The organism is Pedobacter puniceum (genome assembly GCF_009674685.1).
Lineage (GTDB): Bacteria > Bacteroidota > Bacteroidia > Sphingobacteriales > Sphingobacteriaceae > Pseudopedobacter > Pseudopedobacter puniceum.
In genome coordinates this window covers 382,433-406,557 of the sequence record NZ_WKJI01000002.1, presented here as the reverse complement: position 1 = coordinate 406,557, position 24,125 = coordinate 382,433, and the positions used below count along the sequence as shown (strand labels likewise).

The 24,125-nt window shown below is 34.6% G+C and carries 20 protein-coding genes; 4 read left to right on the top strand and 16 right to left on the bottom strand.

The genetic code is table 11. From position 1 onward, the window contains the following. The 5 genes from GJJ64_RS08390 to GJJ64_RS08370 all read right to left on the bottom strand — a co-directional run bounded on the left by GJJ64_RS08390 (nucleotide 1) and on the right by GJJ64_RS08370 (nucleotide 6,277). Nucleotides 1–1,308 (bottom strand): NarK family nitrate/nitrite MFS transporter, encoded by a 1,308-nt coding sequence (locus tag GJJ64_RS08390; protein WP_154287359.1) that lies wholly within the window; start codon nucleotides 1,306–1,308, stop codon nucleotides 1–3. Nucleotides 1,309–1,691: 383 nt separating this feature from the next. Continuing rightward, nucleotides 1,692–2,567, bottom strand: coding sequence for an ABC transporter ATP-binding protein (locus tag GJJ64_RS08385; RefSeq protein WP_154287358.1), 876 nt, complete (start codon nucleotides 2,565–2,567; stop codon nucleotides 1,692–1,694). 19 nt (nucleotides 2,568–2,586) lie between these two features. Then, nucleotides 2,587–3,375 carry a nitrate ABC transporter permease gene (ntrB, locus tag GJJ64_RS08380; RefSeq protein WP_154287357.1) on the bottom strand — a complete coding sequence of 263 codons (789 nt, stop codon included), beginning with the start codon at nucleotides 3,373–3,375 and terminating at the stop codon, nucleotides 2,587–2,589. An 85-nt stretch (nucleotides 3,376–3,460) separates the two neighbouring features. Further along, on the bottom strand, nucleotides 3,461–4,657 hold the full coding sequence (locus GJJ64_RS08375) for a CmpA/NrtA family ABC transporter substrate-binding protein (RefSeq protein ID WP_154287356.1): 1,197 nt from the start codon (nucleotides 4,655–4,657) through the stop codon (nucleotides 3,461–3,463). 18 nt (nucleotides 4,658–4,675) lie between these two features. Continuing rightward, nucleotides 4,676–6,277, bottom strand: a complete 1,602-nt coding sequence (locus tag GJJ64_RS08370; RefSeq protein ID WP_154287355.1) for an alginate export family protein — start codon at nucleotides 6,275–6,277, stop codon at nucleotides 4,676–4,678. Between the two features lie 528 nt (nucleotides 6,278–6,805). Here GJJ64_RS08370 and GJJ64_RS08365 point away from each other — a divergent pair. Then, nucleotides 6,806–7,498 carry a Crp/Fnr family transcriptional regulator gene (locus GJJ64_RS08365; RefSeq protein WP_154287354.1) on the top strand — a complete coding sequence of 231 codons (693 nt, stop codon included), beginning with the start codon at nucleotides 6,806–6,808 and terminating at the stop codon, nucleotides 7,496–7,498. Between the two features lie 2 nt (nucleotides 7,499–7,500). Here GJJ64_RS08365 and GJJ64_RS08360 read toward each other — a convergent pair whose 3' ends face one another. The 4 genes from GJJ64_RS08360 to nirB are packed head-to-tail and all read right to left on the bottom strand — an operon-like array spanning nucleotide 7,501 to nucleotide 12,606. Beyond that, complete coding sequence (locus tag GJJ64_RS08360; protein WP_154287353.1) at nucleotides 7,501–8,676, bottom strand: molybdopterin molybdotransferase MoeA; 1,176 nt, start codon at nucleotides 8,674–8,676, stop codon at nucleotides 7,501–7,503. Between the two features lie 2 nt (nucleotides 8,677–8,678). Further along, a complete protein-coding gene (moaCB, locus tag GJJ64_RS08355; RefSeq protein WP_154287352.1) occupies nucleotides 8,679–9,629 on the bottom strand; it encodes a bifunctional molybdenum cofactor biosynthesis protein MoaC/MoaB in 951 nt (316 codons plus the stop codon). A 51-nt stretch (nucleotides 9,630–9,680) separates the two neighbouring features. Continuing rightward, nucleotides 9,681–10,064, bottom strand: a complete 384-nt coding sequence (nirD, locus tag GJJ64_RS08350; protein WP_081987655.1) for a nitrite reductase small subunit NirD — start codon at nucleotides 10,062–10,064, stop codon at nucleotides 9,681–9,683. A 37-nt stretch (nucleotides 10,065–10,101) separates the two neighbouring features. Next, nucleotides 10,102–12,606, bottom strand: a complete 2,505-nt coding sequence (gene nirB, locus GJJ64_RS08345; protein WP_154287351.1) for a nitrite reductase large subunit NirB — start codon at nucleotides 12,604–12,606, stop codon at nucleotides 10,102–10,104. Nucleotides 12,607–12,978: 372 nt separating this feature from the next. Here nirB and cobA point away from each other — a divergent pair, with 372 nt between their 5' ends. Next, nucleotides 12,979–13,704: a uroporphyrinogen-III C-methyltransferase gene (gene cobA / locus GJJ64_RS08340; protein WP_154287350.1), complete on the top strand. Its 726-nt coding sequence runs from the start codon at nucleotides 12,979–12,981 to the stop codon at nucleotides 13,702–13,704. Here the strand turns inward: cobA and GJJ64_RS08335 are convergent. After that, a complete protein-coding gene (locus GJJ64_RS08335) occupies nucleotides 13,697–14,401 on the bottom strand; it encodes an NUDIX hydrolase (protein WP_154287349.1) in 705 nt (234 codons plus the stop codon). The genes cobA and GJJ64_RS08335 overlap by 8 nt on opposite strands. Before the next feature lie 122 nt (nucleotides 14,402–14,523). On the opposite strand from GJJ64_RS08335, the gene GJJ64_RS08330 reads away from it, so the two are divergent. Both GJJ64_RS08330 and GJJ64_RS08325 read left to right on the top strand, forming a co-directional pair. Next, complete coding sequence (locus GJJ64_RS08330; protein ID WP_154287348.1) at nucleotides 14,524–15,681, top strand: aldose epimerase family protein; 1,158 nt, start codon at nucleotides 14,524–14,526, stop codon at nucleotides 15,679–15,681. A 71-nt stretch (nucleotides 15,682–15,752) separates the two neighbouring features. Then, nucleotides 15,753–16,811: an aldose epimerase family protein gene (locus GJJ64_RS08325; protein ID WP_154287347.1), complete on the top strand. Its 1,059-nt coding sequence runs from the start codon at nucleotides 15,753–15,755 to the stop codon at nucleotides 16,809–16,811. Here the strand turns inward: GJJ64_RS08325 and GJJ64_RS08320 are convergent. The 6 genes from GJJ64_RS08320 to GJJ64_RS08295 all read right to left on the bottom strand — a co-directional run bounded on the left by GJJ64_RS08320 (nucleotide 16,808) and on the right by GJJ64_RS08295 (nucleotide 24,100). Beyond that, complete coding sequence (locus GJJ64_RS08320) at nucleotides 16,808–17,659, bottom strand: N-acetylglucosamine kinase (RefSeq protein ID WP_154287346.1); 852 nt, start codon at nucleotides 17,657–17,659, stop codon at nucleotides 16,808–16,810. The two genes, GJJ64_RS08325 and GJJ64_RS08320, sit on opposite strands and share 4 nt — an antisense overlap. Nucleotide 17,660: 1 nt before the next feature. Further along, nucleotides 17,661–18,053 (bottom strand): response regulator, encoded by a 393-nt coding sequence (locus GJJ64_RS08315; protein WP_154287345.1) that lies wholly within the window; start codon nucleotides 18,051–18,053, stop codon nucleotides 17,661–17,663. 73 nt (nucleotides 18,054–18,126) lie between these two features. Next, a complete protein-coding gene (locus GJJ64_RS08310; protein ID WP_154287344.1) occupies nucleotides 18,127–19,437 on the bottom strand; it encodes a TolC family protein in 1,311 nt (436 codons plus the stop codon). 2 nt (nucleotides 19,438–19,439) lie between these two features. Beyond that, a complete protein-coding gene (locus tag GJJ64_RS08305) occupies nucleotides 19,440–22,538 on the bottom strand; it encodes an efflux RND transporter permease subunit (protein WP_154287343.1) in 3,099 nt (1,032 codons plus the stop codon). Between the two features lie 15 nt (nucleotides 22,539–22,553). After that, the gene (locus tag GJJ64_RS08300; protein ID WP_154287342.1) at nucleotides 22,554–23,630 is read right to left on the bottom strand and encodes an efflux RND transporter periplasmic adaptor subunit; all 1,077 of its coding nucleotides are present in this window, start codon (nucleotides 23,628–23,630) and stop codon (nucleotides 22,554–22,556) included. Then, nucleotides 23,627–24,100 carry a MarR family winged helix-turn-helix transcriptional regulator gene (locus tag GJJ64_RS08295; protein WP_154287341.1) on the bottom strand — a complete coding sequence of 158 codons (474 nt, stop codon included), beginning with the start codon at nucleotides 24,098–24,100 and terminating at the stop codon, nucleotides 23,627–23,629. Before GJJ64_RS08295 ends, GJJ64_RS08300 begins: the two co-directional genes overlap by 4 nt. Nucleotides 24,101–24,125: the final 25 nt, after the last annotated feature.

Sequence of the window (24,125 nt, the reverse complement as noted above, 5' to 3'; positions counted from 1 at the left end):
TTATTTCAATGGTTTTAAGGATAAGTCTTTAGTATCAACAGCTTGTGTTTTCTCTGTAGAGAATTTGGTAATGAGGATAATGATGGAAACGAGAATGATGATGTAGCCTATATATTGAAATGCTTGAACATAGCTGATTGATTCTACTTTAAACAAGAAACCAAAGGCCATGCCTCCTAAATTCCCGCCGGCACCAACAATACCGCTTACCATCCCTACATTTTTTTCATTAACAAAAGGCACAATGCCATAAGTAGCACCATTAGCCATTTTTAAAAATAATGCGAAGGTTAACATAGAAACAATGGCTAATACAAACGAGCCTGATAAAGCAAATAATACTAAGCCAAAACCTTCTAACAACAACATTATAGCTAGTAAAATACCTTTACCTTTTAAACCGTATTTTAATCCGGTTTTGTCTGATACGATGCCGCCCATCGCTCTGGCGAAAATATTCATGAAACCGAATACACCAGCCCAAAAGCCGGCACTACTTTGCGATAGCCCAAAAGAGTCTACAAAATGAAGAGCGGCTATGTTGTCAAAGGTTATTTCCATACCAAAGCACATGGCGTATGCTAAAGTTAAAGCCCAAACTCGCCAATCTGCCAAAATAGACCAATCTGTTTTAACTGCGGCTGATTTCTCTTTGTTAATCTCGTCAAAATTTCCTGCAGGAGTATCTTTAGTATATTTCCAATATAAAAAGGCGGCTACAAGCATCATTAATCCTGGTACAATCATGGCGTACCTCCAGGCTTGAGCATCAGTATAGCCAAAGCCTACAATAGCAGCAAAAATTAAGGGCATTACCATATTGGTAACACCACCGCCTAAATTTCCCCATCCTCCGGTTATTGCGTTAGCGGTTCCTTTAATTTTTGGAGCAAACATCATAGAAGTATGGTATTGTGTAATCACGAAAGATGCTCCTATAAAGCCTATTGCTAGCCTAAACAGTAAGAAAGTCTCATAAGAATCGGCCAAACCAACTAAAAACACAGGTAAAGAACCCAAGCATAATAACCAAATTGCCGCTTTACGTGGCCCTATAACATCACATAGCCTTCCTATTACTAACCGGGCTATGATGGTAGAGGCTACAGAGGCTATAATAAGGTTGCCAACTTGGGCTTTGCTTAAACCAAGCTCTGTTCTTATGGTTGGCATTAAAGGAGCTAAACCAAACCATCCGAAGAAACAAACGAAAAACATGAGCCATGTAATATGAAATGTTCTCATTTGTATGCCTTTTATACTAAATAAGTTGAGTTTTTCTAGTGGTTTTTCGCTTGATTTTATCATAATTATTGTATTTGACTGATTTTAAATCTATTTAATTGAAAAATTTTGAATGATTTTTAAAATTCATTAAAAAAATAGATAACAAATGTTCTTTTTATTGATATAAATTTATCATAAGTAATATTTTAAGACAAATTTTTAAGTCAAATACGTTAATTTATATGATTTTAGTAATATTTATGTGTTATTTATATTGGTTTTTGATGATTTTTTATGACTTATGTTTAATTATTGATGATTTTTTAATCGAAATACTCAAAAAAAGAGGCTTGTTTTTGTAAAAATTACTTTATTAGTTGTTTTATTTGGTCAATTATTCTTAAAAACCTTTTTTATTTGAGTTTTTATCGATGAAAAATCAGTTTATTACTTTGATTATTTGCCTAATAATCAGAAATAGAGAATTTATCTATCAATAAGCTCAATAATTTATCATGTATTTCCTTATATTTTGGATGATGAACGATTTCTTTCTTATTTCTTGGTCTTTCTAAAGGTATATCTACAATTTCTTTAATAGTTGATGCTGGGCCGTTGTTTAAAACCACTACCCTGTCTGATAAAAAGATGGCTTCTTCAATATCATGGGTAACCATTACAATAGTTTTATCTCTATTGTCTAAATTCCAAAGTTTTAGAAGTTCTATATGCATAGCGCTTTTGGTTAAGGCGTCTAAAGCACCAAAAGGTTCATCAAGTAATAAAATTTTAGGGTTAATAGCAAAAGCTCTTGCTATAGCAACACGTTGCTTCATTCCCCCAGATAAATGACCAGGTAATTTGTGTTGGTGCTCCCAAAGGTTTACCATTTTTAGGTTCTTTTCAACGATAGCTTTTTTCTCTTCTTTAGAGATGTTTTTAAAAGAAGAGTCTATCGCTTCATATATATTTTGAAACACCGTAAGCCATGGTAATAGAGAATAGTTTTGAAAAACGATACCTCTGTCTGGTCCGGGTCCTTTTACTACTTGTTCGTTAGCAATTACCTCTCCACTTGTTGGGTTTACCATCCCAGAAATGGTATTCATTAAAGTTGATTTTCCGCAACCAGAATGCCCAATTAAAGAAATGATTTCTCCCTTTTTAATATCCAAACTAATATCCTGTAAAGCGGTATATAAGCCCTTTTTGCTTTTAAAAGAAACGGTAACATTTTTAATTTTGATAGCTGTTGGTGCTAATAATTTAGCTATTTCTTCTTTGGTTTCGGCTTCTTCAGCCTGTAAAAGATCTAGTTCTTCTTGTGTTAAATTTTTCATCGTTAAAAGATTTAAAAGGTTATTTATTTTCCCAGGCAAAAGCCATTTTTAAAGTATTAAAGAATTTATCTAGTAATAAGCCCACGCTGCCTATAATTAGAATAGCAACTAAGATTTTTTCTAACGAAAGGCCGTTCCAACTATCCCATACAAAAAAGCCAATACCAGAGCCTCCAGAAAGCATTTCGCCGGCAACAATTACCATCCAAGCTATACCAATAGATAGTCTTAGCCCTGTTATCATGTGGGGTAGGGTATAGGGGATTAAAATTTTAGTAAGGTATTTAAACTTAGAAAAGCCAAAAGCTTTGCTTACATTTTTATGGTCTTGCGGTATGTGCGCTACACCAAAGGATGTATTAATTAAAGTTGGCCATAAAGAGGTAATGGTAATGATAAATATGGTAGCTCCGGCAGCGGCTTTAAACGCCAATAAGCCTAAAGGGAACCATGCTAAAGGTGAAACCGGACGAAGAATCTGGACAATAGGATCAAAAAGGCGCATGATAAATTTAGAAGAGCCCATTAATATCCCTAAAGGAATAGCTATTAAGCTTCCAATACTGAAACCTAAAAATACTCTCCATAAAGATGCGGTAAGTTGTAATCCTATGCCTTTATCATTTGGACCGTAATCATAAAATGGTTCGGCAAACATTTCTTTGGCAACTTGCCAAGTAGCAACTGGGCCTGGTATTTCACTTTCTGTAAGAATGGTGATACCCTGCCATATCAAACATAATAAAAGCATGCTGGCTGCAAAAGATACGATTTGGCCGATGGTGTTTTTAATGAATGTATTTTTCATAATGTTGTTTTTAAAGAAACCCTTGTACTACACTTTAGGGGTTTAGGTAGTACAAAAGGGTTTCAAACCTAAACTAAATTGATATTTATTTTTTGGTAGTTTTTAGATAAGCGCCAATGTTTGCAGGGTCAAAACTTACATCGTAGGTTGTTTTGAAAGGAACCATATCTGGTTGGATAGGTACTTTCATTTCTTTAGCTACTTCGGCAAATAAATCATCGAGTACTAATTTTTCTGCAATGGCTTTGTAGTTAGGTTCTGCTTTTAGCATTCCAAATCTTACATATTGAGCCATAAACCACATGCCGTATGATTTTTTAGGAGTATTTACAAGGCCTCCCTTGTAAAAAGTCATAAAGTCACCTTTGTATCTTTGAACGCCTAAATCGCATCCCAAATCGCTAGAGCCCATTAATCTGGCTTCAATCACGGCTAATGGTGCATTAACATAATAAGGTTTAGTTAACCAAGAAGCTGCTTTTTTTCTGTTGCTCAATACATCAAGCCATTTGCAAGCCTCAATAATGGCTTTCATTACTTGTTTGAGTTCTTGTTTGTTGGTGTTGGCAAATGCTGCATTTACAACTAAAGCTTTCTCTGGATGATCTTTCCAGATATCTTGCGAAGCTATGTGAGTAAAACCAATGCCTTGTGATGCTGCAACACCATTCCAAGGTTCGCCTACAGAAAAACCTTCCATATTATCAACCTTCATATTGGCTACCATTTGCGGCGGAGGAATGGTAATAATACCAACCGATTTTTGATTAACACCAGCTGCTGCAAGCCAGTTGCGTAGCCATATATCATGGGTTCCACCTGGGAAAGTCATGGCAAAGGTTACTTCTTTTCTAGCCTGTATTTTCTTGATGGCGGCACCAACTTTAGCTATTTCTTTATATCCTAATAGGTTACAAAAATCTTTAGATAGGGTTATGGCTTGTCCGTTATTGTTTAGTACCATAGCAATTTTCATTTCAGAACCTGCTTTTCCGCCAATACCAGTGTAAACAGAAAAAGGCATAGAAAATAAACAATGTGCGCCGTCTAGTTCACCGTTAAGGATTTTGTCTCTGATATTTGCCCAAGATGCTTCTTTAGATAATTCTACATCTAAACCATATTTAGCAAAAAGGCCAAGTTCTTTTGCGGCTACCAATGGAGCGCAATCTGTTAAAGGGATAAAACCTAGTTTTATTTTTTTTGCACTAACTGTTAAGGTGTTAAGTGCTAATATGAGGGCAAAAAATGCCCCTAAACGGTAGTTTTTAATACGTTTCATGATATAAAAGGATTAATGTTATTGTTTAATAGCTGATGGTTTGGTATATAAGAAATCTGGTTTGATGTTAATCATCAAATAACCAAAATGCCCTGTTTTATTATAATCTGCAGGAGATCCAGGTTGAGCTTTTGCGATAACCATATTATCTTCTGCTTTCATGATAGAGTAGCCCAGTTCTACCGTAGTAAATTTATTGAGGGTATAATTGATGCCTAAATCTACTTCTTGCCCGAGTTTTTGAGAATTGCTATTAGCTAAAGCTTGAGCTGTTTCAAACAAATGGTAGTCTGCTATAACATAAAATTGATTGGCGGTAAATTTGGTTTTAAAGTAATAATCTTTTAAACCGGCAGCAGGTGAGCCTGTTGGAGCGTAAAAATAATCCATGGTGCCCCAGAACTTATGTGGTGTGCCATATAAAGGATCAAACCTCTTACTTTCAGTTGTAGGAGTTGTTGTTTTATTGCCCGATAAATAGTCAAAACCGGGACCTAAAGTAAATTTGCCTTTACTGTAATTGGCGCTAATGGTATAATGGTAAGCATCTAGCTTCTTGCCATCTCTATCATGTCCGTTTTGATGATAGTAAGCCGCTTGTACAGCTACTTTGCCAAAGCCTGATGCATTGCCAAAAACAGGTGTAATCATAGCGCCGAAGGTATTTCTGTTATGCGTTCCGTTGATGTCAAAAAATCTTCCGTAAACTTTTCCTCCTCCGCTATTTACACTGTCTAGTCGGTATTTTCCAAATTCATCATGAAAATAAAGAGCCGAAATTCTAGTTTGACCAAATTTTCTGGCTACATAAATACTAGTAAAGTTTTTATAATCTTGGTTTCCGCCATTAGTATTGGGTGGGTTTGTGAATGTAGGGGTGCCTGTTTTAGCACTATTACCTGCAGCATTTACTAAAGGTATCATGTTGGCAGGTGTGGGTACCAAAACGCCATTATTATTTTTTACACTTGCCGGAATATTTGCAGGCACATAATTGGTTCTGGCAAAGTTTTCATTATTTTGGTTAAAAGCATAACCAATATCTACTTGCCACCCTTGGTGTACCACTTTTAACAGCGCCATATCAAACCTGCGTCCTTGTTGAAGCCAGTCTAAATTACCTATCAATCGGGCATCATCATAAATTAATTCTTGTCGGCCAATTTTTAAAGATAGGTTATCAAAAAGCTTAAATTTGATAGTTGTATCAGCTTTATTTGCTAAGGTTAAATCGGCCCAACTTTCATGAAGCATAAAGCGGCTGCCATCTGCCTGTGATATGGTAGAGGCATCTTGCCCCCAAACTCTTACATCTTGTGCGCTTACTCCAAAAGTTAGTCTATCCCATTTGTAACCAAAATTTAATCTAGTTCTTTGTGAAATAAAAGCTGCTGTTTTAGCACCATTAGGAACCAGGTTTGCAAAGCCTTTTCTTACTTCGCCACGAGGTCTTATTTGACCTGTTAAAGAAAATTGGGCGTGTGTCTGGATGGATGATAAAGATAAAAGGAAGATGTAAAGAAGTTTCTGAAAGATTACTTTCTTATCTTGAAGTGTTGCTTTTAGGAGTGTAAAATCTATGCGACAAGACCTTACACGGTTTGATAAAAATTTATACATTTGTTTAAGTTTAATTTGTGTGAGCAAGTTGACTATTTAGCCCATTAGGAATTGCGACTTCCTGATGGGTTTTTTATTTATGTTTAGTTGAGTTTGTTCATTATTATATATTTTAAATTTTTTACCATGTTTTTATGTGATAAATATAATATATATAATAAAAATGTGCTAAAAATTTTACAAAAAATGATAAATTTTATATTTTTTGTAATAAAATACCTCTTAAATCTTTTTAATTTTACTTTTTTATAATAAAAACACAATAAATATCTAAAATTTTAAATAAAATTTATATGTATTTATTGTTTTCATATAAAATTTGGCTTTATTTTTAATAAAAAATATTATAAAATTCACTTATTTAAAAAAATAATTCGATTTTTATATGAAATTAATCATGTTTTTAGTGTTTAATTCATATTAGAGGTTTTAAAATATGCTTTTTAAGAATTATTTTATGGTATTTTCAATATAATATGTTAAAAAACCACAAAAAGCTTATTTTATTTGCTTAGAAACGAAATAAAAATGAAAAAAAGTAAAGTAGAATGTGATTTACAGACTTGTTTTATGTGTAAAATGTGTTTAAAGGAGTGGCATCCGGCTATTCATGCTCACAGAAGAACATTTCAAGTAAAAAAAGGCGAAAGAATTATTGAAGAGGGAGAAAAAGTAACAGGTGTCTATTTTGTTTTTGATGGAATAGTTAAAGTGCATAAAAAATGGGGTGATAAAGAACTTATTGTAAGGTTTGCAAATAAAGGAGCTGTTATAGGGCACAGAGGTTTGGGGAGTAAAAGCTCGGTATATCCTATATCAGCAACGGCATTAGAAGCTTCAACAGTATGTTTTATTGGCTTAGAATTTTTTAATGCTACATTAAAGGTAAATAATGAGTTTACTTACCAACTGTTGTTGTTCTTTGCTGATGAATTGCAGGAATCTGAACGTAAAATGAGGAATTTGGCCCACATGTCTGTAAAAGGTAGGGTAGCGCAAGCCCTATTTAATTTGGAAGAACAATTTGGAAGTACACCAAATGGAGGCTTAAATATCAGTTTAACCAGACAAGATTTAGCTTCTTACGCAGGAGCTACTTATGAAACTGTTTTCAGAACTATAAATGAATTAGTAGATCATAAAATATTACGTCTGGAAGGAAAGGATATTATCATTAGTGATAGGTCTAAATTAGCGGCTTTAACTAATATTATTATTTAAAATTATTGAAGGGGCTTGAAAAAAACAGGCTCTCCTTTCTCTAAATCAGTAATCTCAGCCGGGTGCCATGCAATGGCATTAGCATGTAATCCTAATCTAATATCTCCTGAGCCATTGATAGGTAAATACTGTAGTTCTTTTTGGTTATTGAAAGCAGGAAAAAACTCATCTAATGATGTTTTTCCTGTCCTAGTAAAACCTAAAGGTAGTTGTTCATTTAGGTTAGGTATTCCTAAACAAGAAAAAATAAAAGGCTCAACAAAAATCTTAAAAGTAACCAAACAAGAGAAAGGATTTCCAGGTAAGGCAAAAACAATTTTATCGTTTAAACATCCACACCAAATTGGTTTTCCTGGTCTTATGGCTGCTTTATGAAATAGCTTTTGTGTGCCTAATTCTTCTAAAATTTCTGGTATAAAATCGGCATCTCCGGCAGAAACACCACCATTTAAAATGATGATATCTGCACTAAGTGCATTTTCAATAGCTGTTTTGAGTGAATCTCTTTCATCAGTAAGATGCTCTGCTTTTACAGGATTTATCCCCAGTTTTTTGAGTAAAGCTTTTAATAAATGTAAGTTGCTATTGTTTATCTGTGTTGCCGATGCTGTTTGATGAACAGGTACAACTTCGTTTCCTGTAGTTAGTACAGCCACTTGAGGTAGTTTTTGTACTTTTAATATGTGTTTCCCTAAGGAGGCTAACAAGCCAATTTTTGCTGTATTGATTTGGCTGGCTTGCTGTAAAACCAATTCGCCTTCTTTTAAATCCTGTCCTTTTTGGGCAATATTTTGATAAATTTTGTAACTATCAATGTTCAATTTTGCTGTTCCATTTTCAAACAAAATATCCTCGTTACGGATGACGATATTAGCACTTTCAGGAACAGCAGCACCAGTCATGATTTTATAGCATTCGCCACTTGCTAATTTTTTAAAACTATTGTCTCCGGCATAAATCGTTTCTGTTATATGGTATGATGAAATGCCTTTTTCTAAATCTTGGATGTTGATGGCAATACCGTCCATAGCGGCTCTGTTAAAAGGCGGAAAATCTCTATTGGCAAAAATATCTTCAGCTAAGATACGGTCTAAAGCATCATCTAAATGCACCTCTTCGGTACCAAAAGATTTTGCTTTTGATAAGATAGTTTCTAGCGCTTTTTGGTAAGAAATCATGATTAATGACCTCCGCCTTTCATCATTTTTCTGGCATGAAAAACTGCTGGCAGTATAGCTTCCAAAGATTCTCTTGCGCCATCTGTACTACCAGGTAAAGTTATAATTAAGCTGTGCGAGATGGAGCCCGCTACACCTCTGCTCATCATGGCTAATGGGGTGCGTTGCTGGCCAAAATTACGCATAGCCTCGGTGATACCATCGGCATCTCTTTCTAAAATTTCTTTAACAGCTTCAACGGTATTGTCGCGTGGGCCAAGGCCTGTTCCGCCAGTGGTAAATATAAAGTGGATGTCTTGCTTTACCCAAGCTAAAATAGTTTCTTGAATTTTAGTTTTATCATCAGCAACTATTTGATAATCTGTTACATTAGCGTTAACATTAGTAAGCATTTCCTTGATAAGGATGCCGCTTTTGTCTTCTCTTTTGCCTGCTGCTGTACTGTCTGAGCATACTAAAATAGCACAAGTAGGAGAGGTAGCGAAGAACTTCTTCTTATCGCTTTTGCCACCTTTTTTATCTAGCAGTTTAATCCCTGATATTTCCAATGCTTTATCAACAGGCTTTAGCATATCGTAAATTTCTAATGCTGCTACAGAAACGGCAGTTAAGGTTTCCATTTCTATGCCTGTTCTGCCAATAGATTTTGCTTCGGCATAGATGATGATGCCACTTTTGCCTGATAAAGATTGGTTAAACCAATGTTGATGAAGTTCTGGGTTTAAAAATTCAAATTTTAAATCCATACCATCAATGGCAACAGGGTGGCAGTGTGGTAGCAATTGTGGGGTGAGCTTAGCACCAATAAAGCCTGCTGCTTTAGCAACATCAAATAAATTTCCCTTAGGAAGTTGTTCTTCTTTAATTAGTGCAATGGTTTCTTTGGAACAAAAAATAGCTCCAACTGCGGTTGCACTTCTTAAAGTTATTTGTTTGCTGCTGATATCTCTCATGTTGCTATAGCTTTGCTTCAAAGGTAAGCATCGCTTTAAATTTTTTACGCTTTAATCTATACGGATATAAACTTTACCTTCTTCAATTAAAACTGGGTAGATTTTAATAGAATAGTCATCGCCACTAAGGCAATCTCCACTTTTTAAAGAGAAAGTTTTTTTATGGAAAGGACAGGCAACCTTAGGTTCGCAATCATGTCCGGTGCTGCCAATCATCCCTCTAGATAATGCCATTTGCTGCTTATGCGGACAAAGGTTTTGTGTAGCGTACCATTCTCCACGGCGAGTAAAATTGAAGATAGCTATCTGTGTGTCTTTATATTTTACGCAAGCTCCGCCATTTTGAGGGACATCATCTGTATAACAAGCAAAAAATAAATTTTCAGAAACTGCTGTGGTTTCTATTTGATGGTTTAATTCTAATATCTCGCTCATAATTTTGGTGTTTAAATCTTTAATCTGTTATGGAAAATTACCAAGCCTCTGCTTTAATTTGTTCACGCATAGGGGCAAATTTTACGGTTGGGTCTTTTTCTTCTGGGGCATTTACAAAGTGTGCAAATCTTTTTCTCATCTCTGGATTTTCTATGGCTGCTTTCCATTCGCATTTATAGGTATCAACATGGTAATGCATAGCAGCTTCAAGTTCTTCGGCAATGCCTAAACTATCGTTTATGATTACATTCTTGAGATAGGTAATGCCGCCTTCCATCTTGTTTAGCCAAGTTGCTGTTCTGGTTAACGGGTCGGCAGTTCTTACATAAAACATTAAAAATCTATCTAAGTATTTGATGCAGGTTTCTTTATCGATATCTGCGGCAAGCAATAAAGCATGCTGAGGTTTAGAGCCTCCGTTACCACATACATATAAGTTATAGCCTTTTTCTGTAGCGATGATACCAAAGTCTTTAGATTGCGCTTCGGCACATTCTCTTATACAGCCAGATACACCACCTTTAAGTTTGTGTGGCGAGCGTAAGCCTTTGTATCTGTCTTCTACTTCTATAGCAAAACTTACGCTGTCTTGTAGGCCGAAACGACACCAGGTGCTTCCTACGCAGCTTTTTACGGTTCTTAAAGATTTGCCATAAGCATGGCCGCTTTCAAAGCCAGCATCAATAAGTTCTTCCCAAATAGCGGGTAAATCACTCAAGTGGGCGCCAAATAAATCTATTCTTTGCCCTCCTGTTATTTTAGTGTAGAGGTTATATTTTTTGGCTACTTGCCCAATCACGATAAGTTTTTCTGGAGTAATTTCTCCGCCCGGAATTCTAGGTACCACAGAATAAGTTCCTCCTTTTTGGATATTAGCCAAAAATCTATCGTTACTATCTTGTATGGTGTCTTGTTTAAGGATTAAATCATTCCAAATACCAGCCAAAATATTGGCGATAGCTGGTTTGCAAACCTCGCATCCATCACCTTTACCAAAATGGTCTAAAGCGGTATCATAATCTTTAATTTTATTGATTTTGATAAGATCTAGCAGTTCTTGTCTAGAATAATCAAAATGTTCGCAAATAACGTTTTTGATGTAAACGCCATTTTCTTGCATGGTTCCGGTAATTAAATCTTTAACTAAAGGAACGCAACCACCGCAGCCGGTACCTGCTTTGGTACATTTTTTTATATCGTCTATAGAACTTGCTGTGCCATCGCTAACGGCACTGCAAATCATGCCTTTTGTAACAGCTTCGCAAGAGCAAATTAAAGCATCGTCTGGCAAGCTCATAACCCCAGCACCACCATCAGTTTCTCCGCCACGGCTACCCAGTATTAAATCTTCTGGGTTTGGTGGTAAAACAATTTTGTTGTTAACCGTTTGTAATAAGATGTTATAGGCATCAGCATCGCCAATAAGAATACCGCCAAGAAGATATTTTCCATCATTAGTGATATTAATTCGCTTATAAATACCTTTATGAGTGTCCTCGAAAACAATGGTTCTACCTTCAGGCTCAGTAACAAAGGCATCGCCAAAACTGGCTACATCAACACCTATCAATTTAAGTTTGGTGCTCATATCAAAGCCATAGAAATACTTTTCTTGCTGACAAATATTTGCAGCAACAACTTCGGCCATCTCATATCCTGGGGCTACTAAGCCGTAAATCATGTCTTTGTATAAAGCACATTCGCCAATAGCGAAAATGTTAGGGTCACTGGTTTGTAGTTTCTCGTTAACTAAAATTCCGCCTCTGGTGCCAACTTCTAAGCCTGCTAGTTTTGCAAGTTCATCTCTTGGTCTTATACCGGCAGAAATAACCAACATATCTAACTCAAGTTGCGTATCGTCATTAAAAGCTAGGGCTTCTATTTTACCATTACCAACAATTTCGCTGGTACTTTTATTAAGATGTATTTGGAGCCCTAATTCTTGAAGTTTATTTTGAAGAAGTTTACTTCCTGCACTATCAATTTGCCTAGGCATTAAGCGTGGAGCAAATTCTATCACATGGGTTTCTGCAATACCTAAATCTAGCAGTGCTTTTGCTGCTTCTAAACCCAGTAAACCGCCTCCCATAACAGCACCTTTTTTAGCTTTTAAAGCGTAGTTTTTCATCAGTTCTAGGTCTTCTATGGTGCGATATACAAAAACACCTTCTTTTTCTACACCAGGGATGTTAGGTACAAAAGCAGAAGAGCCTGTTGCTAGAACGAGGTAATCATAAGGTTGTAAAATGCCTTTTTGAGAATGAACGGTTTTATTTTGTCTGTTGATTTCTAAAATAGGATCTGCTAAATGTAAGGTTATGTGGTTTTCTTGATACCAATTTGCTGGAGACATGCTGAGGTCTTCAGCGGTTTTTCCGTTAAAATATTCACTTAAATGAACCCTATCGTAGGCTCTTCTGGGTTCTTCACCAAATACTATAAGGTTAAAGTCATCAGATTTGGCAATAATTTTCTCGCAAAACTTATATCCAACCATTCCATTGCCAATAATTATGATGTTTTTTTTCTGTTTTGCGCTCATATTGATATAAATTAAATTTTTTTAAAGTAAAACATGATATAAATCATGCTTTTTATAAAAACAATTATAAAAAATTAATATAAATGTTTCATAAATCATATAAAATTTAATAAAAGACTAAAAAAAGTATTAAAATTGTATCATAAATTTTATGTTTTTTAAAATTATGTATTGTTTAGTGTTAAAATATCAAGTAAAATGCCTTTAAAATATTGTGTTTAAATGATTTTTTGGCTTTTTGTTTTGGTTTTTTATAGTTTTTAAGCTGATTTTGTTAAATTTTGGTTTAAAAGGAATGATTTTTTAAAGTATTGATAATAATTTCTAGCAATACAATTTTATTTATAGTTTTAACCGTTTTTATTTTAGTAGATGAGTGCGTTATTTCCCCAATTATATGTAGTAGGAGCTGGTCCGGGTGATCCTGAATTGCTTACCATGAAAGCTTATAAGATATTACAAACCGCTAATGTAATATTGTATGATAATTTGGCAAATAAGGCTTTATTAGAACTTGCCCCTCAAGATTGCGAGTGTATTTATGTTGGTAAACAGCCTTATGGCGATTATACTCCGCAAGAGCGTATTCTAGAATTGATAAAAGAGAAAGCTTTTGAGAAAGGAAAGGTAATTAGGTTAAAAGGAGGAGACCCATACATTTTTGGTAGAGGGTTTGAAGAAATATTATTTGCAAGAGCACATGGAATAGAAACCTTCTATATTCCTGGAATAAGCAGCATGCAGGCACTTGGTTTTGAAGATATTCCGTTAACACACCGTTCTGTAAGTGAAAGTATTTGGGTAGTAACCGGAACTAAAAAAGACGGAAGCTTATCAGCAGATTTAAAACTAGCTATGCAAAGTAATGCTACAGTGGTTATTTATATGGGGATGAAAAAAACAGCAGATATAGCACTTGCTTATCTAGAGGCAAATAAAGGAGATACCCCAGCAGCTATTGTACAGCATGCATCTTTACCACATAAAAAGACTGTGAAGGGTAAAGTAAAAGATTTACAAACCATGGCAGAAGATGCAAAAATAACACATCCAGCATTAATTATCATTGGTCCGGTGGTTGCCTTAAATACTATTTAAGCTCTGTAGGGTTTGAAATAAAATGGAAGAAGTTTTCGAATTTGCTTTTGTAAGTAGCTTTATCCAGTTTATAATAAAAAGCACCTTTTTTAGAATTTAGCTTGTCTTTTTCTTGTTGTTTGATGATTAAGCTCGTAGAGAATAGCTTTCTACTGAAGTTTCTTTTATCAAGTGTTGTATCAAATACCTGTTCGTATAAAGCTAGAATCTGCGGTATAGTAAATTTTTCTGGCAATAACTCAAACAATATAGGATGTAAAGCCGCTTTATACCTGATTTTTTCTTTTGCTTTTTTAACCATCTGATTATGGTCGAAAATTAAATTTGGTACTTGGTTAATTTCAAACCATTCTGCATGATAATCATTACTCAGTTGTTTTTCATATTGATGAATATCTACCAAGGCGTGGTAAGCAATACTTAAAGTACGTTCTATTGGGTCGCGATGAATATCGCCAAATACTTCAGTTTGTTCTAAATAAACATTTTCCAGACCTGTAAGTTCTTTCAAAACTCTATTTGCGGCATTTTCTGGGGTTTCGTTGGGCTTTAAAAAGCCACCCATTAAACTCCATTTGCCTTTCTCTGGCTCAAAATCACGTTGTATGAGTAAAAGTTTAAGCTTTTCTCCATCGAAACCAAAAATGATACAGTCTACAGCAACTAGCAGACGGGTTTGTTTAGAATATTTTTGCATGCAAAGTACTTGAAGCCATAAATCTACTAAGAGAAAATGATTTGTTGTATAATTAATTATAATTGTGAAAATTACATTTAATATTTTTAATATATTAGATTTAAATTATAACCCTAAAATCAATGAAAAGAATATTCTATTTAAGTATGATTATTGGTCTAGCATTTGGTAGCTGTACTAATAATCAACAAAAAGGTAATCAGCAAGATACTATGCAAAATATGGTGAAAATTCCAGATTCGGTAAACTTTCAGAAAGATATTGCAGGTAAGCGAACTAACTTGTATGTGCTTAAAAATAAGAACAATATGCAAGTTGCTATCACTAATTATGGTGGTCGTATTGTAAGTATAATTGTACCTGATAAAAACGGGAAGTTTGTTGATGTTTCTTTAGGTTATGATGAAGTAGAAACATTTCAAAAAGAAGGAGAGCCATTTTTTGGAGCTTTAATAGGGCGTTATGGTAACAGAATTGGCAAAGCTAAATTTACCTTAGAAGGTAAAGAGTATAAGTTAGATGCTAATGATGGTGTAAACACTTTACATGGTGGTAAAATGGGTTTTCATGCCCAGGTTTGGGATGTTAAAGCTGTAACTGAAAATACCCTACAACTTCATTATACTTCTGAAGATGGTGAAGGTGGTTACCCAGGCACATTAGAAGTTGATGTAACATATACCTTAACTGATGATAATAGTATCGATATCAGCTACCAAGCTACTACTGATAAAGCTACGCCAGTTAACTTAACTAACCATGCTTATTTTAATTTAAATGGTGAAGGCGACTCTACCATTCTAGATCATTTATTAACCATCAAAGCTGATGCTATTACCCCAGTTGATGAAGGTTTAATTCCTACCGGAGCTTTAATGGATGTTACCAACACACCTTTTGATTTTAGAAAAGCTACTTTAATAGGTGCCCGTATAGGTGAAGACCATGAGCAACTAAAAAGAGGTAAAGGTTATGACCATAATTTCGTATTAAATAAAACAGCTGGTTTACAGCTTATAGCAAATTTGTACAGCCCTAAAACAGGAATTTTGTTGGAAGTTTTAACAGAAGAACCTGGTTTACAATTTTATAGTGGTAACTTTTTAACAGGAGAAACTAAAGATGGTAAAGGCGGAAAAGCTTATCAATTTAGGTCTGCATTGTGTTTAGAAACTCAGCATTTCCCTGATTCTCCAAACCAGAAAAGTTTCCCTTCAACCATTTTAAAACCAGGAGAAACTTGTAAAACTAAAACTGTTTATAAATTTTCTACCAAGTAATTTTATTGTAAAGGAGATAAAAAAGGTAGCCCAGGAGCTACCTTTTTGTATTTTTAGGCTTTATTTATTTTATGGCAAATCTTGAGACTTTAAAACAAGCATTTATTACCCAGGTTAAAGGCGCATCTACAGTTTTGGTAGTTCTAAAAAACCAGAAAGGTACACAAGTAGGAATTTGTAATTATGGTGCCAGAATCACTCATTTTATTGTTCAAGACCAGCAGCAAAATTGGGTTGATGTAGTGCTTGGTTTTAATAGCATTCAAGAATATTTAACCGCTTCAGAGCTATATCATGGTGTAACCGCTGGTCCTTTTGCAAACCGCATTGCCGAAGGCAAGTTTAGTTTGGGTAATATTACTTATCAGTTAGAACAAAATAACGGCTTAAATAACTTGCATAGCGGTACAAATGGTTTCCATGCACAAGTTTGGGATGTAGTTGAGCAAAATAGATATTCTGTTCTGTTAAGCATTACTTATGCTGATAACGAAGGCGGTTTTCCTGGTCCTATACAAGCTAGCGTTAAATTTACTTTAACAGATGATGATGAACTGGTGATGGATTATAAAGCTGGTTCACAAAAAAATACCATCATTAATTTAACTAATCATGCTTATTTTAATTTAAACGGAGAGGGTAGCGGAACTGTTCTAAATCACGTTGTAAAAATAAATGCTCAGAGCTTTGTAGAGATAAATGAAGCATGTATACCGACGGGGAAATTTATCGAAGTAGAAAATACAGCTTTTGATTTTAGTGTACTAAAACCGATAGCTCAAGATATTGCAGACCAAGATGTACAGCTTTTAAACGGTAGCGGTTATGACCATTCTTTTGTTTTAAATAAAAGTGTAGATGGTTTAAGCCATGTTGCTACCGCTATTGGCGATATTTCTAACTTAAAGCTAGAAGTCTTTACCACAGAACCTGGTATGCAATTTTATACTGGTAATTTCTTAAATGCTAAAGATAAAGGGAAAGCAGGGAATTATTATGAGCGTAGAAGTGGCTTTTGTTTTGAAACGCAACATCATCCAGATTCTCCAAACCATCCTCATTTCCCATCAGTGTTGCTAAATGCTGGAGAATTGTTTGAATCTAAAACTGTGTATAAAATAAGTGTTTAAAAACCCTCTTTATTCTTTACAAATTCATACAGTTCATAAATAGGTTTTTCTAAAATCTTACCTACGTGTATTTCGTACTTATTGCATAACGGAATTAGAAAATCTTGGAAATTATAGGCTATATCGCCAACAAAGTGGCAATAAAGTTCTTTGTAATTAGGATAGGTACAGATACTTATTTTGATAAATTCTTCTAAACCAGCAGTAATGATTTTCTGAATGTAAGGATGGTTAATGTTTTCTTTTAGAAAACTGGCAAAAGAGGCTAAATAATGGTTGGGTAATGGTCTTTGATAAATGTTTTTGATAACATCTTCTTTACTAGGCTTGTATTTATTAAAAAACTTCTCTGCCAATTCATCGGGCATTTTTTTATAGAGAAAATCTGTAATAAGGTTTTTACCGAAGTAAGTTTCAGAGCCTTCGTCTCCTAAAATATAGCCTAAGCCATGTAAACCGTCATGTAAATTATTTCCATCAAAAAAAGAAATGTTAGAGCCTGTTCCTAAAATACAATTTAAACCAGGTGTAGTGCCACAAGTGGCATAGGCAGAACCTAAAAGATCACTTTCTACATTTATGAAAGCATTTTTGAATTTTGCAGATAGTGCGTTTGAGATAATTTCTCTTTTATCAGGGCTGTTACAGCCAGCACCAAAAAAATGTACTTCTTTAACGTTTGAAGCTATATCTTGAAATAGCTTAACATTATTAATAACCTTGATAATCTCTTTTTCTGAAACAAAGAAAGGATTAAGTCCTTTGGTTTCTAAAATTTGTTTCTCTTGATTTGGCAACAGGCAGATCCAATCTGTTATGGAAGATCCGCTATCAGCAACAATTAACATGTTAAATATCTTTTAATAAATCACTAGTTAGTGGTTTTCCAAAGAAGTCTGTTACGTTATTAAATTCTGTTACTTTTTTATGGTCGCTAGGGTCTAAAGATGAAGAAAGCATTACAATTTTAACATTGTCTTTCGCAGGAGATTGTAGTTGTTGAAATTCTACTAAAAAGTCGAAGCCTGTTTTAATAGGCATTCTGATATCTAAAAATATAATTTCAGGTAGTTCTTCCTGTAGGTTGATGAGTTCTTGTAGATATTGTATAGCCGATTCACAAGATTGTTTCACAACAATCTGCTCTGCAAAATCAGAGTTATTGAGAATCTTCTGGTTAATCATATTATCGATGAAATTATCATCAACCAGAAGTGCAGTTTTGTATTTGTAATTAGGCATCTAAATAAAATTGTAAAACAAATATATAAAAAGAATATATCTTAATTTAATTATTTAAGTCTTATACGTTAGGTTATAACTGTATGTTACCAGCAAGTTCTTTAATGGCAACTTCTGCTAATTTTGCTTGAAACTGTGCATTGGCATATCTCACGGTAGCATCTACAAAATTTCTTTGTGCTTCTCTTAATTCTAAAGGCACTATACTGCCTAGTCTATATTTTTCTAATGTGATATTTAAGTTCTCTTGAGCTACTTCAACATTGTTTTCTTCTAAAGTAACCAGTTGTAAATTGGTTTGATAGTTTTGATAAGCAATTAGTAACTGCGATGATATGGCTTGTTGCGTACGCTCTAAATTAAATTGGGCATTTTCTATTTCTAGCTTTGCATTGGTTTCAGCCCTATTCTGCTGGAAACCGTTAAAAATGTTAATAGAAGCCGTGAAACCATAATTTAAGCCACGTGTATTGTTTCTTATGGCAAAGCCAGTGGGTGGTGATGTTGAATTAGAAAAATTATAGCCTGATGTTAAAGCAATAACAGGATATCTATCACCTTTAATTTCTTTTAAGCTAAGTTCTGCTATTTTTTGGTTTACAACTGCTGTTTGCAGTTCTGGATTCTGCGCTAAAACTAATGATTTAGTATTTTCATAATTCAGCTGTTTATCTAAAATGATAGTATCCTCAACAGTAAAATTTATTTCAGCAGGTCTGCCTAGAATTTGATTAAGGTTAATTTTTGATGCTTTAATTAAATCTTGTTGTACCAATAAAGAGCTGGTATCTGTACTTAAATCTACTTTGGCTGCTAAAAGTTCTAATTTTGAGCCTTTGCCTATTTTGTAACGGCTATTAGCATTTTTTAAGCGTACTCTAGATACTTCTAAGGCTGTCTTTGTTGCCTCTAATTGCTTGTTTAAAGCAATTAAATTGTAATAAGAGGTTAATACATTGGCGATGGTATTTTGTACGTTAAGTTTAAAATTTAGCTCTCCAAGTTTTTGTAATTCTTGTAACCTATCGTAAGTTGCAAACATCCTAAAACCATCAAAAATGCGCCAATTTAAGCTTGCTCCATAGTTTATATTGGTGTTTTTTGCATTTCTCGCATTCCTACTTCCACCTGAAGCTAAATCAACCTCACTTGTTTCTACTCTATTTACATCATTTAAATTTCCAGTGATAACGGGTAGCATACCAGCATTACCTGGAGTAACGTTGTTCTTGCTTATTTCTGTTACGTTTCTGCTGATTTTTATATCGAAGTTATTTTCTAATGCAATTTTTATGGCATCTTCTAAACTTAGCTTCTCTTGTGTAAATGCTGTATTTACAGATAATAAAAACGCTAGTATGATTAATAACCTATTAATTTTCATGCTTAAATAGATTTTTCTAGTTCAATTTCTTTAGCAGCTTTTTCTGCTTTACTTTCTTTATGTTCTTTAGACCAGTACGAGTAAATAGCAGGAATTACAAACAGTGTTAGCATTAATGAAAACAATGTGCCTCCAATAATTACAGTACCCATGCCCATTCTACTTTTTGCCGCTGCACCCAAAGCCATAGCAATAGGTAAAGCACCTAATGCAATAGCCAAGCTAGTCATTAAAATAGGTCTCAACCTAGACACTGATGCTTCTCTAATGGCATCGGCTACGCTCATGCCTTGCTCTTTCAATTGGTTTGCAAATTCTACTATAAGAATGCCGTTTTTGGTTACCAAGCCAATGAGCATAATGGTTCCTATTTGGCTAAAGATGTTCCAACTTTGACCTAGTAGCCATAAGGAGAAGAAAGCTCCGGCCACAGCCATAGGTACAGTTAGGATGATGATAACTGGATCAATAAAACTCTCAAATTGGGCTGATAAAATAAGATAAACTAAGAGTAATGCTAAGCCAAAAGCAAATAAAGTATTAGAGTTACTCTCACTAAAATCTCTTGATTCTCCGGCTAAATCTGTACTAAAACTATCGTCTAAGATTTTTTCTTTTGCTCTTTCCATCGCTTCAATACCATCGCCAATGGTTTTGCCTGGAGCTAAACCTCCAGAAACAGTTGCTGATGCAAACCTATTGTTACGATACCTTTGTGGAGGGCTGCTTCTTTCCTCAATTTTTACAAGATTATCTAACTGAATAAGCTCACCTCTGCTATTTCTTACAAATATAGATGTTAAATCATAAGGGTCGTTTCTTTTTTGCCTATCAAACTGGCCAATAACTTGATATTGTTTACCATTCATAGTGAAGTAAGCAAACCTTTGTGCGCTTAGAGATAATTGTAAGGTTTGTGCAACATCAATTACCGATACACCTAAATTTTGTGCTTTATTTCTATCAATACTTACATTAAGCTCGGGCTTGTTGAATTTCAGGTTAACATCAGTATTAGTGAAAGTTGGATCTTGACTAATCTCGTTCATAAAAGCAGGTATCTTTTCTTGCAGCTGCTCAAAACTATTAGCTTGAATAATGTATTGGACAGGTAAACCACGTACTCTACCAACAGAAATGGTGGGTTGCTGCACAACAAAAGCTCTTGCTTCTGGCAACTTTCTTACCACTCTGGTTAGCTGGTCAGCAATTTCCATTTGAGAGCGTTCTCTGTCTTCTGATTCTCCTAATCTTATCCTAAAAAAGCCAGTATTGGCAGCTCCAGATCCGCTAAAACCAGGCGCAGTTACAGAGATATTATTGATTTGTTCTGGTACAGAATCATTAAGTTTTTGTTCAAGATTAAGAATAAAAGCGTCGGTATAATCAAATGAAGCTCCTTCTGGGGCTGTAATTTGGATACTAACTCCACTTCTATCATCTAAAGGAGCGGTTTCTTTTGGTAAGGCTTTCCAAAACAAGAATATAATACCAAAACAAATTAAAATAATTGGGAAAGCCAACCAGCGCTTTGCTAAAAACTGCTCTAAAGATGATTTGTAACTATCATTCATCTTCTCAAAATAGGGCTCTGTTTTGAGGTAGAAATTGGATTTTTTATGTCCAGTTTTCATCAAATAGGCGTTAAGCATTGGCGTTAAGGTTAAAGACACAAAAGCTGATATTAAAACAGCAGCACCAATAACAACACCAAATTCTCTAAACAATCGCCCAACAAAACCCTCTAAGAAAATAACAGGTAAAAATACTGCTGCTAGCGTGATAGAAATTGAAATTACGGCAAAGAAAATCTCATTAGCACCTTTTATCGCAGCTTCAAAAGGCGACATGCCCTCTTCTACTTTCTTAAAAATATTTTCTGTTACCACGATACCATCATCTACAACCAAGCCTGTGGCCAAAACAATAGCTAATAAGGTTAATACATTGATAGAGAAACCCAATAAGTACATTACAAAGAATGTTGCAATAAGTGATACCGGAATATCAATTAAAGGTCTAAAGGCAATACTCCAATCTCTAAAGAATAGGTAAATGATGAAAATTACCAATACTAGCGCAATAATTAACGTTTCGGCAACTTCTAAAACCGATTTTTTAATAAAAACGGTATTATCTAAAGCGATATCTAATTTATAATCCTCAGGAAGTTCTTTTTTTAGTTGCTCATAACGTTTATAAAATTCATTCGCAATATCTAGGTAGTTAGCGCCAGGTTGTGGTATAATAGCGGTAGCAACCATTGGTTTTCCTCTTGATCTTAAAACTGTTTCCTCGTTTTCTGGCCCAAGAACTGCTGTACCAACATCTTTGAAACGTATAATATTGGTACCATCATTCTTGATGATTAAATCGTTAAAAGCTTCTTCCGTACTTAAATTACCCACTGTATTAACGGTAAGTTCTGTATTATCACCAGATATTTTCCCGGATGGAAGTTCCACATTTTGTTGGTCTAAAGCATTTCTAACATCTAGCGGAGTTAAGGCGTAGGCTGCAAGTTTATCTGGATCTAACCATAAACGCATGGCATATTTTTTCTGACCCCAAATTTGTACACTAGAAACACCTGGTATAGTTTGAATTCTTTGGGCAATAACGTTTTCTGCAAAATCACTGATTTCTAAGATGCTTCTTTTATCACTTTGGATAGTCATAGAGATAATAGCGTCAGAGTTGGCATCAGCTTTTGAAACTACTGGGTTACCGTCTATATCTTTTGGAAGGTAACGGCCAGCTTGTGATACTTTATCCCGAACGTCATTAGCTGCTTCCTCTAAATTTTTATCCAAATTAAACTCGATAGTTATAGAGCTAGAACCTTGGTTACTTGAAGAAGAAATATTTTTGATACCATCAATGCTATTGATAGATTTTTCTAGAGGCTCTGTAATTTGAGATTCAACAATATCAGCATTAGCACCCGGGTAATTTGTTCTTACAGAAACTACCGGAGGGTCTATCGAAGGAAACTCTCTTACCCCTAAAAATGTAAATCCAATGATACCAAATAAGACAAGTATCAGATTCATTACAATAGCCAAAACTGGCCTTTTTATACTGGTGGTTGATATACTCATGATAATAAATCTGTATTATTTGTTTTTCACACTTACTTTAACAGGAGCATCTGGTTTTAAAGCCATTACTCCAGTTGTTAATACAGTATCTCCGGCTTTTAAGCCGGTTGATACCAATACTTCTTTGTCTGTTCTAATATCAGATTCTATTTTTACGGCTTTGGCTTTTCCGTTTTCAGCTATAAAAACTTGCTTTCCGTTTAAAATAGGAACAACGGCTTCTGTAGGTACTAGAATAGCGTCATTTATGTTTTCTAAAGGCAAATTAACATTTGCAAAGGTGCCTGGTAAGAGTGTTCCTTTAGGATTTTCTGCTCTAGCTCTTAAAATTAAAGTTCTGGTAGCAATATCTACCGCAGGCTCTATGGCATATACTTTTGCCGAGTAATTTTCTCTGCTTCCGGCAACGGTAAAAGAGATGCTTGAGCCTTCATTAACTCTTTTGGCATATTTTTCTGGTACAGAGAAGGTAATTTTAACCGGATTCGTATTTACTAAGTTTACAATGTCTGTAGTAGGGGTAATATATGCTCCATTTGAAATGTTTCTTAAGCCTATTTTACCAGAGAAAGGCGCTCTTATTTCTGTTTTAGAAAGTTGCGCTCTTACTAATTGACTTTGTGCTTGTAGAGAACGTAGTTCGGCCAATGCATTATCATATTCTTCTTGGCTTATAGCTTCTGATTGGAGTAGCTTTTTAGAACGCGACTCTGTTTCGGCAGCTAATTTCTCTCTTGTTAAAGCTTGTGCTAATTGTGCTTGTAGTTCTCTATCATCAATTTTAATTAATAAAGCACCTTTATTTACATTAGAGCCTTCGGTAAAATTAATAGACCTAATAAGGCCAGAAATTTCACTTCTTATTTGCACTTGTTCATTGGCTTCAATAGTTCCAGAAACTGCAACTACATTAGAAAACTGTGTAGGTTTAACAATGATACCGCTTACACCTATTGGGGCACCACCGCCTGCTGGGCCGCCGGCTGCACCACCTTTTGGTCCTTTTGTTTCTGATGATTTACTTAAGCGATTATAAATCATATAACCTAATAAGCCAATAATTAAAACATAAATGATGTACTTGGTTTTCATGTTGTATGTTTAAGTTTTTTAAAGTCGAGCACTAGCTCGTGAGTATGTTCTGTAGTTAAGTTTTGTTGTATTTGTGCTAACACGCCAAAAAAGTGCCCAATATTTTCTTTAGATACATTTTTAAAAGCTTTTTCATTAAGATTTTTAAAAATAAGATTTATTTGGGGGACTAATTTTTTAGCTTTATCAGTAAGCTTTATCAAATGCTTACGTCTATCGTGTTGGTCGGCCTCACGTGTAACAAAATCGTTATCAGATAAATAATCAATCATCGTAACCATAAAAGACTTATCAACCTGGAGAATTTTTGCTAACTCTTTTTGGGTATAAAGCTCTTCTGCTTCGGCCAGAATAAGTAAGACGTAATGATAGCGTTCCATAGGAATATGCCCGGCTATTTTACTAAATTCACTTAAATACTTTTTAGTTACTTGTATAAGTTGATGTGCTATGGGTTCTTCAAATTTCATCGTAAGTGATAACTCAAATTTATAA

Excerpts from the sequence above, each read along its gene's own strand:
- GJJ64_RS08310 (WP_154287344.1), bottom strand. The coding sequence starts at position 19,437 with ATGAAAATTAATAGGTTATTAATCATACTAGCGTTTTTATTATCTGTA.
- GJJ64_RS08305 (WP_154287343.1), bottom strand. The coding sequence starts at position 22,538 with ATGAGTATATCAACCACCAGTATAAAAAGGCCAGTTTTGGCTATTGTA.
- GJJ64_RS08295 (WP_154287341.1), bottom strand. The coding sequence starts at position 24,100 with ATGAAATTTGAAGAACCCATAGCACATCAACTTATACAAGTAACTAAA.
- GJJ64_RS08370 (WP_154287355.1), bottom strand. The coding sequence starts at position 6,277 with ATGTATAAATTTTTATCAAACCGTGTAAGGTCTTGTCGCATAGATTTT.
- GJJ64_RS08315 (WP_154287345.1), bottom strand. The coding sequence starts at position 18,053 with ATGCCTAATTACAAATACAAAACTGCACTTCTGGTTGATGATAATTTC.
- GJJ64_RS08320 (WP_154287346.1), bottom strand. The coding sequence starts at position 17,659 with ATGTTAATTGTTGCTGATAGCGGATCTTCCATAACAGATTGGATCTGC.
- nirD (WP_081987655.1), bottom strand. The coding sequence starts at position 10,064 with ATGAGCGAGATATTAGAATTAAACCATCAAATAGAAACCACAGCAGTT.
- GJJ64_RS08385 (WP_154287358.1), bottom strand. The coding sequence starts at position 2,567 with ATGAAAAATTTAACACAAGAAGAACTAGATCTTTTACAGGCTGAAGAA.
- GJJ64_RS08300 (WP_154287342.1), bottom strand. The coding sequence starts at position 23,630 with ATGAAAACCAAGTACATCATTTATGTTTTAATTATTGGCTTATTAGGT.
- ntrB (WP_154287357.1), bottom strand. The coding sequence starts at position 3,375 with ATGAAAAATACATTCATTAAAAACACCATCGGCCAAATCGTATCTTTT.
- GJJ64_RS08335 (WP_154287349.1), bottom strand. The coding sequence starts at position 14,401 with ATGCAAAAATATTCTAAACAAACCCGTCTGCTAGTTGCTGTAGACTGT.
- GJJ64_RS08375 (WP_154287356.1), bottom strand. The coding sequence starts at position 4,657 with ATGAAACGTATTAAAAACTACCGTTTAGGGGCATTTTTTGCCCTCATA.
- GJJ64_RS08360 (WP_154287353.1), bottom strand. The coding sequence starts at position 8,676 with ATGATTTCTTACCAAAAAGCGCTAGAAACTATCTTATCAAAAGCAAAA.
- nirB (WP_154287351.1), bottom strand. The coding sequence starts at position 12,606 with ATGAGCGCAAAACAGAAAAAAAACATCATAATTATTGGCAATGGAATG.
- cobA (WP_154287350.1), top strand. The coding sequence starts at position 12,979 with ATGAGTGCGTTATTTCCCCAATTATATGTAGTAGGAGCTGGTCCGGGT.
- moaCB (WP_154287352.1), bottom strand. The coding sequence starts at position 9,629 with ATGAGAGATATCAGCAGCAAACAAATAACTTTAAGAAGTGCAACCGCA.
- GJJ64_RS08390 (WP_154287359.1), bottom strand. The coding sequence starts at position 1,308 with ATGATAAAATCAAGCGAAAAACCACTAGAAAAACTCAACTTATTTAGT.
- GJJ64_RS08365 (WP_154287354.1), top strand. The coding sequence starts at position 6,806 with ATGAAAAAAAGTAAAGTAGAATGTGATTTACAGACTTGTTTTATGTGT.
- GJJ64_RS08325 (WP_154287347.1), top strand. The coding sequence starts at position 15,753 with ATGGCAAATCTTGAGACTTTAAAACAAGCATTTATTACCCAGGTTAAA.
- GJJ64_RS08330 (WP_154287348.1), top strand. The coding sequence starts at position 14,524 with ATGAAAAGAATATTCTATTTAAGTATGATTATTGGTCTAGCATTTGGT.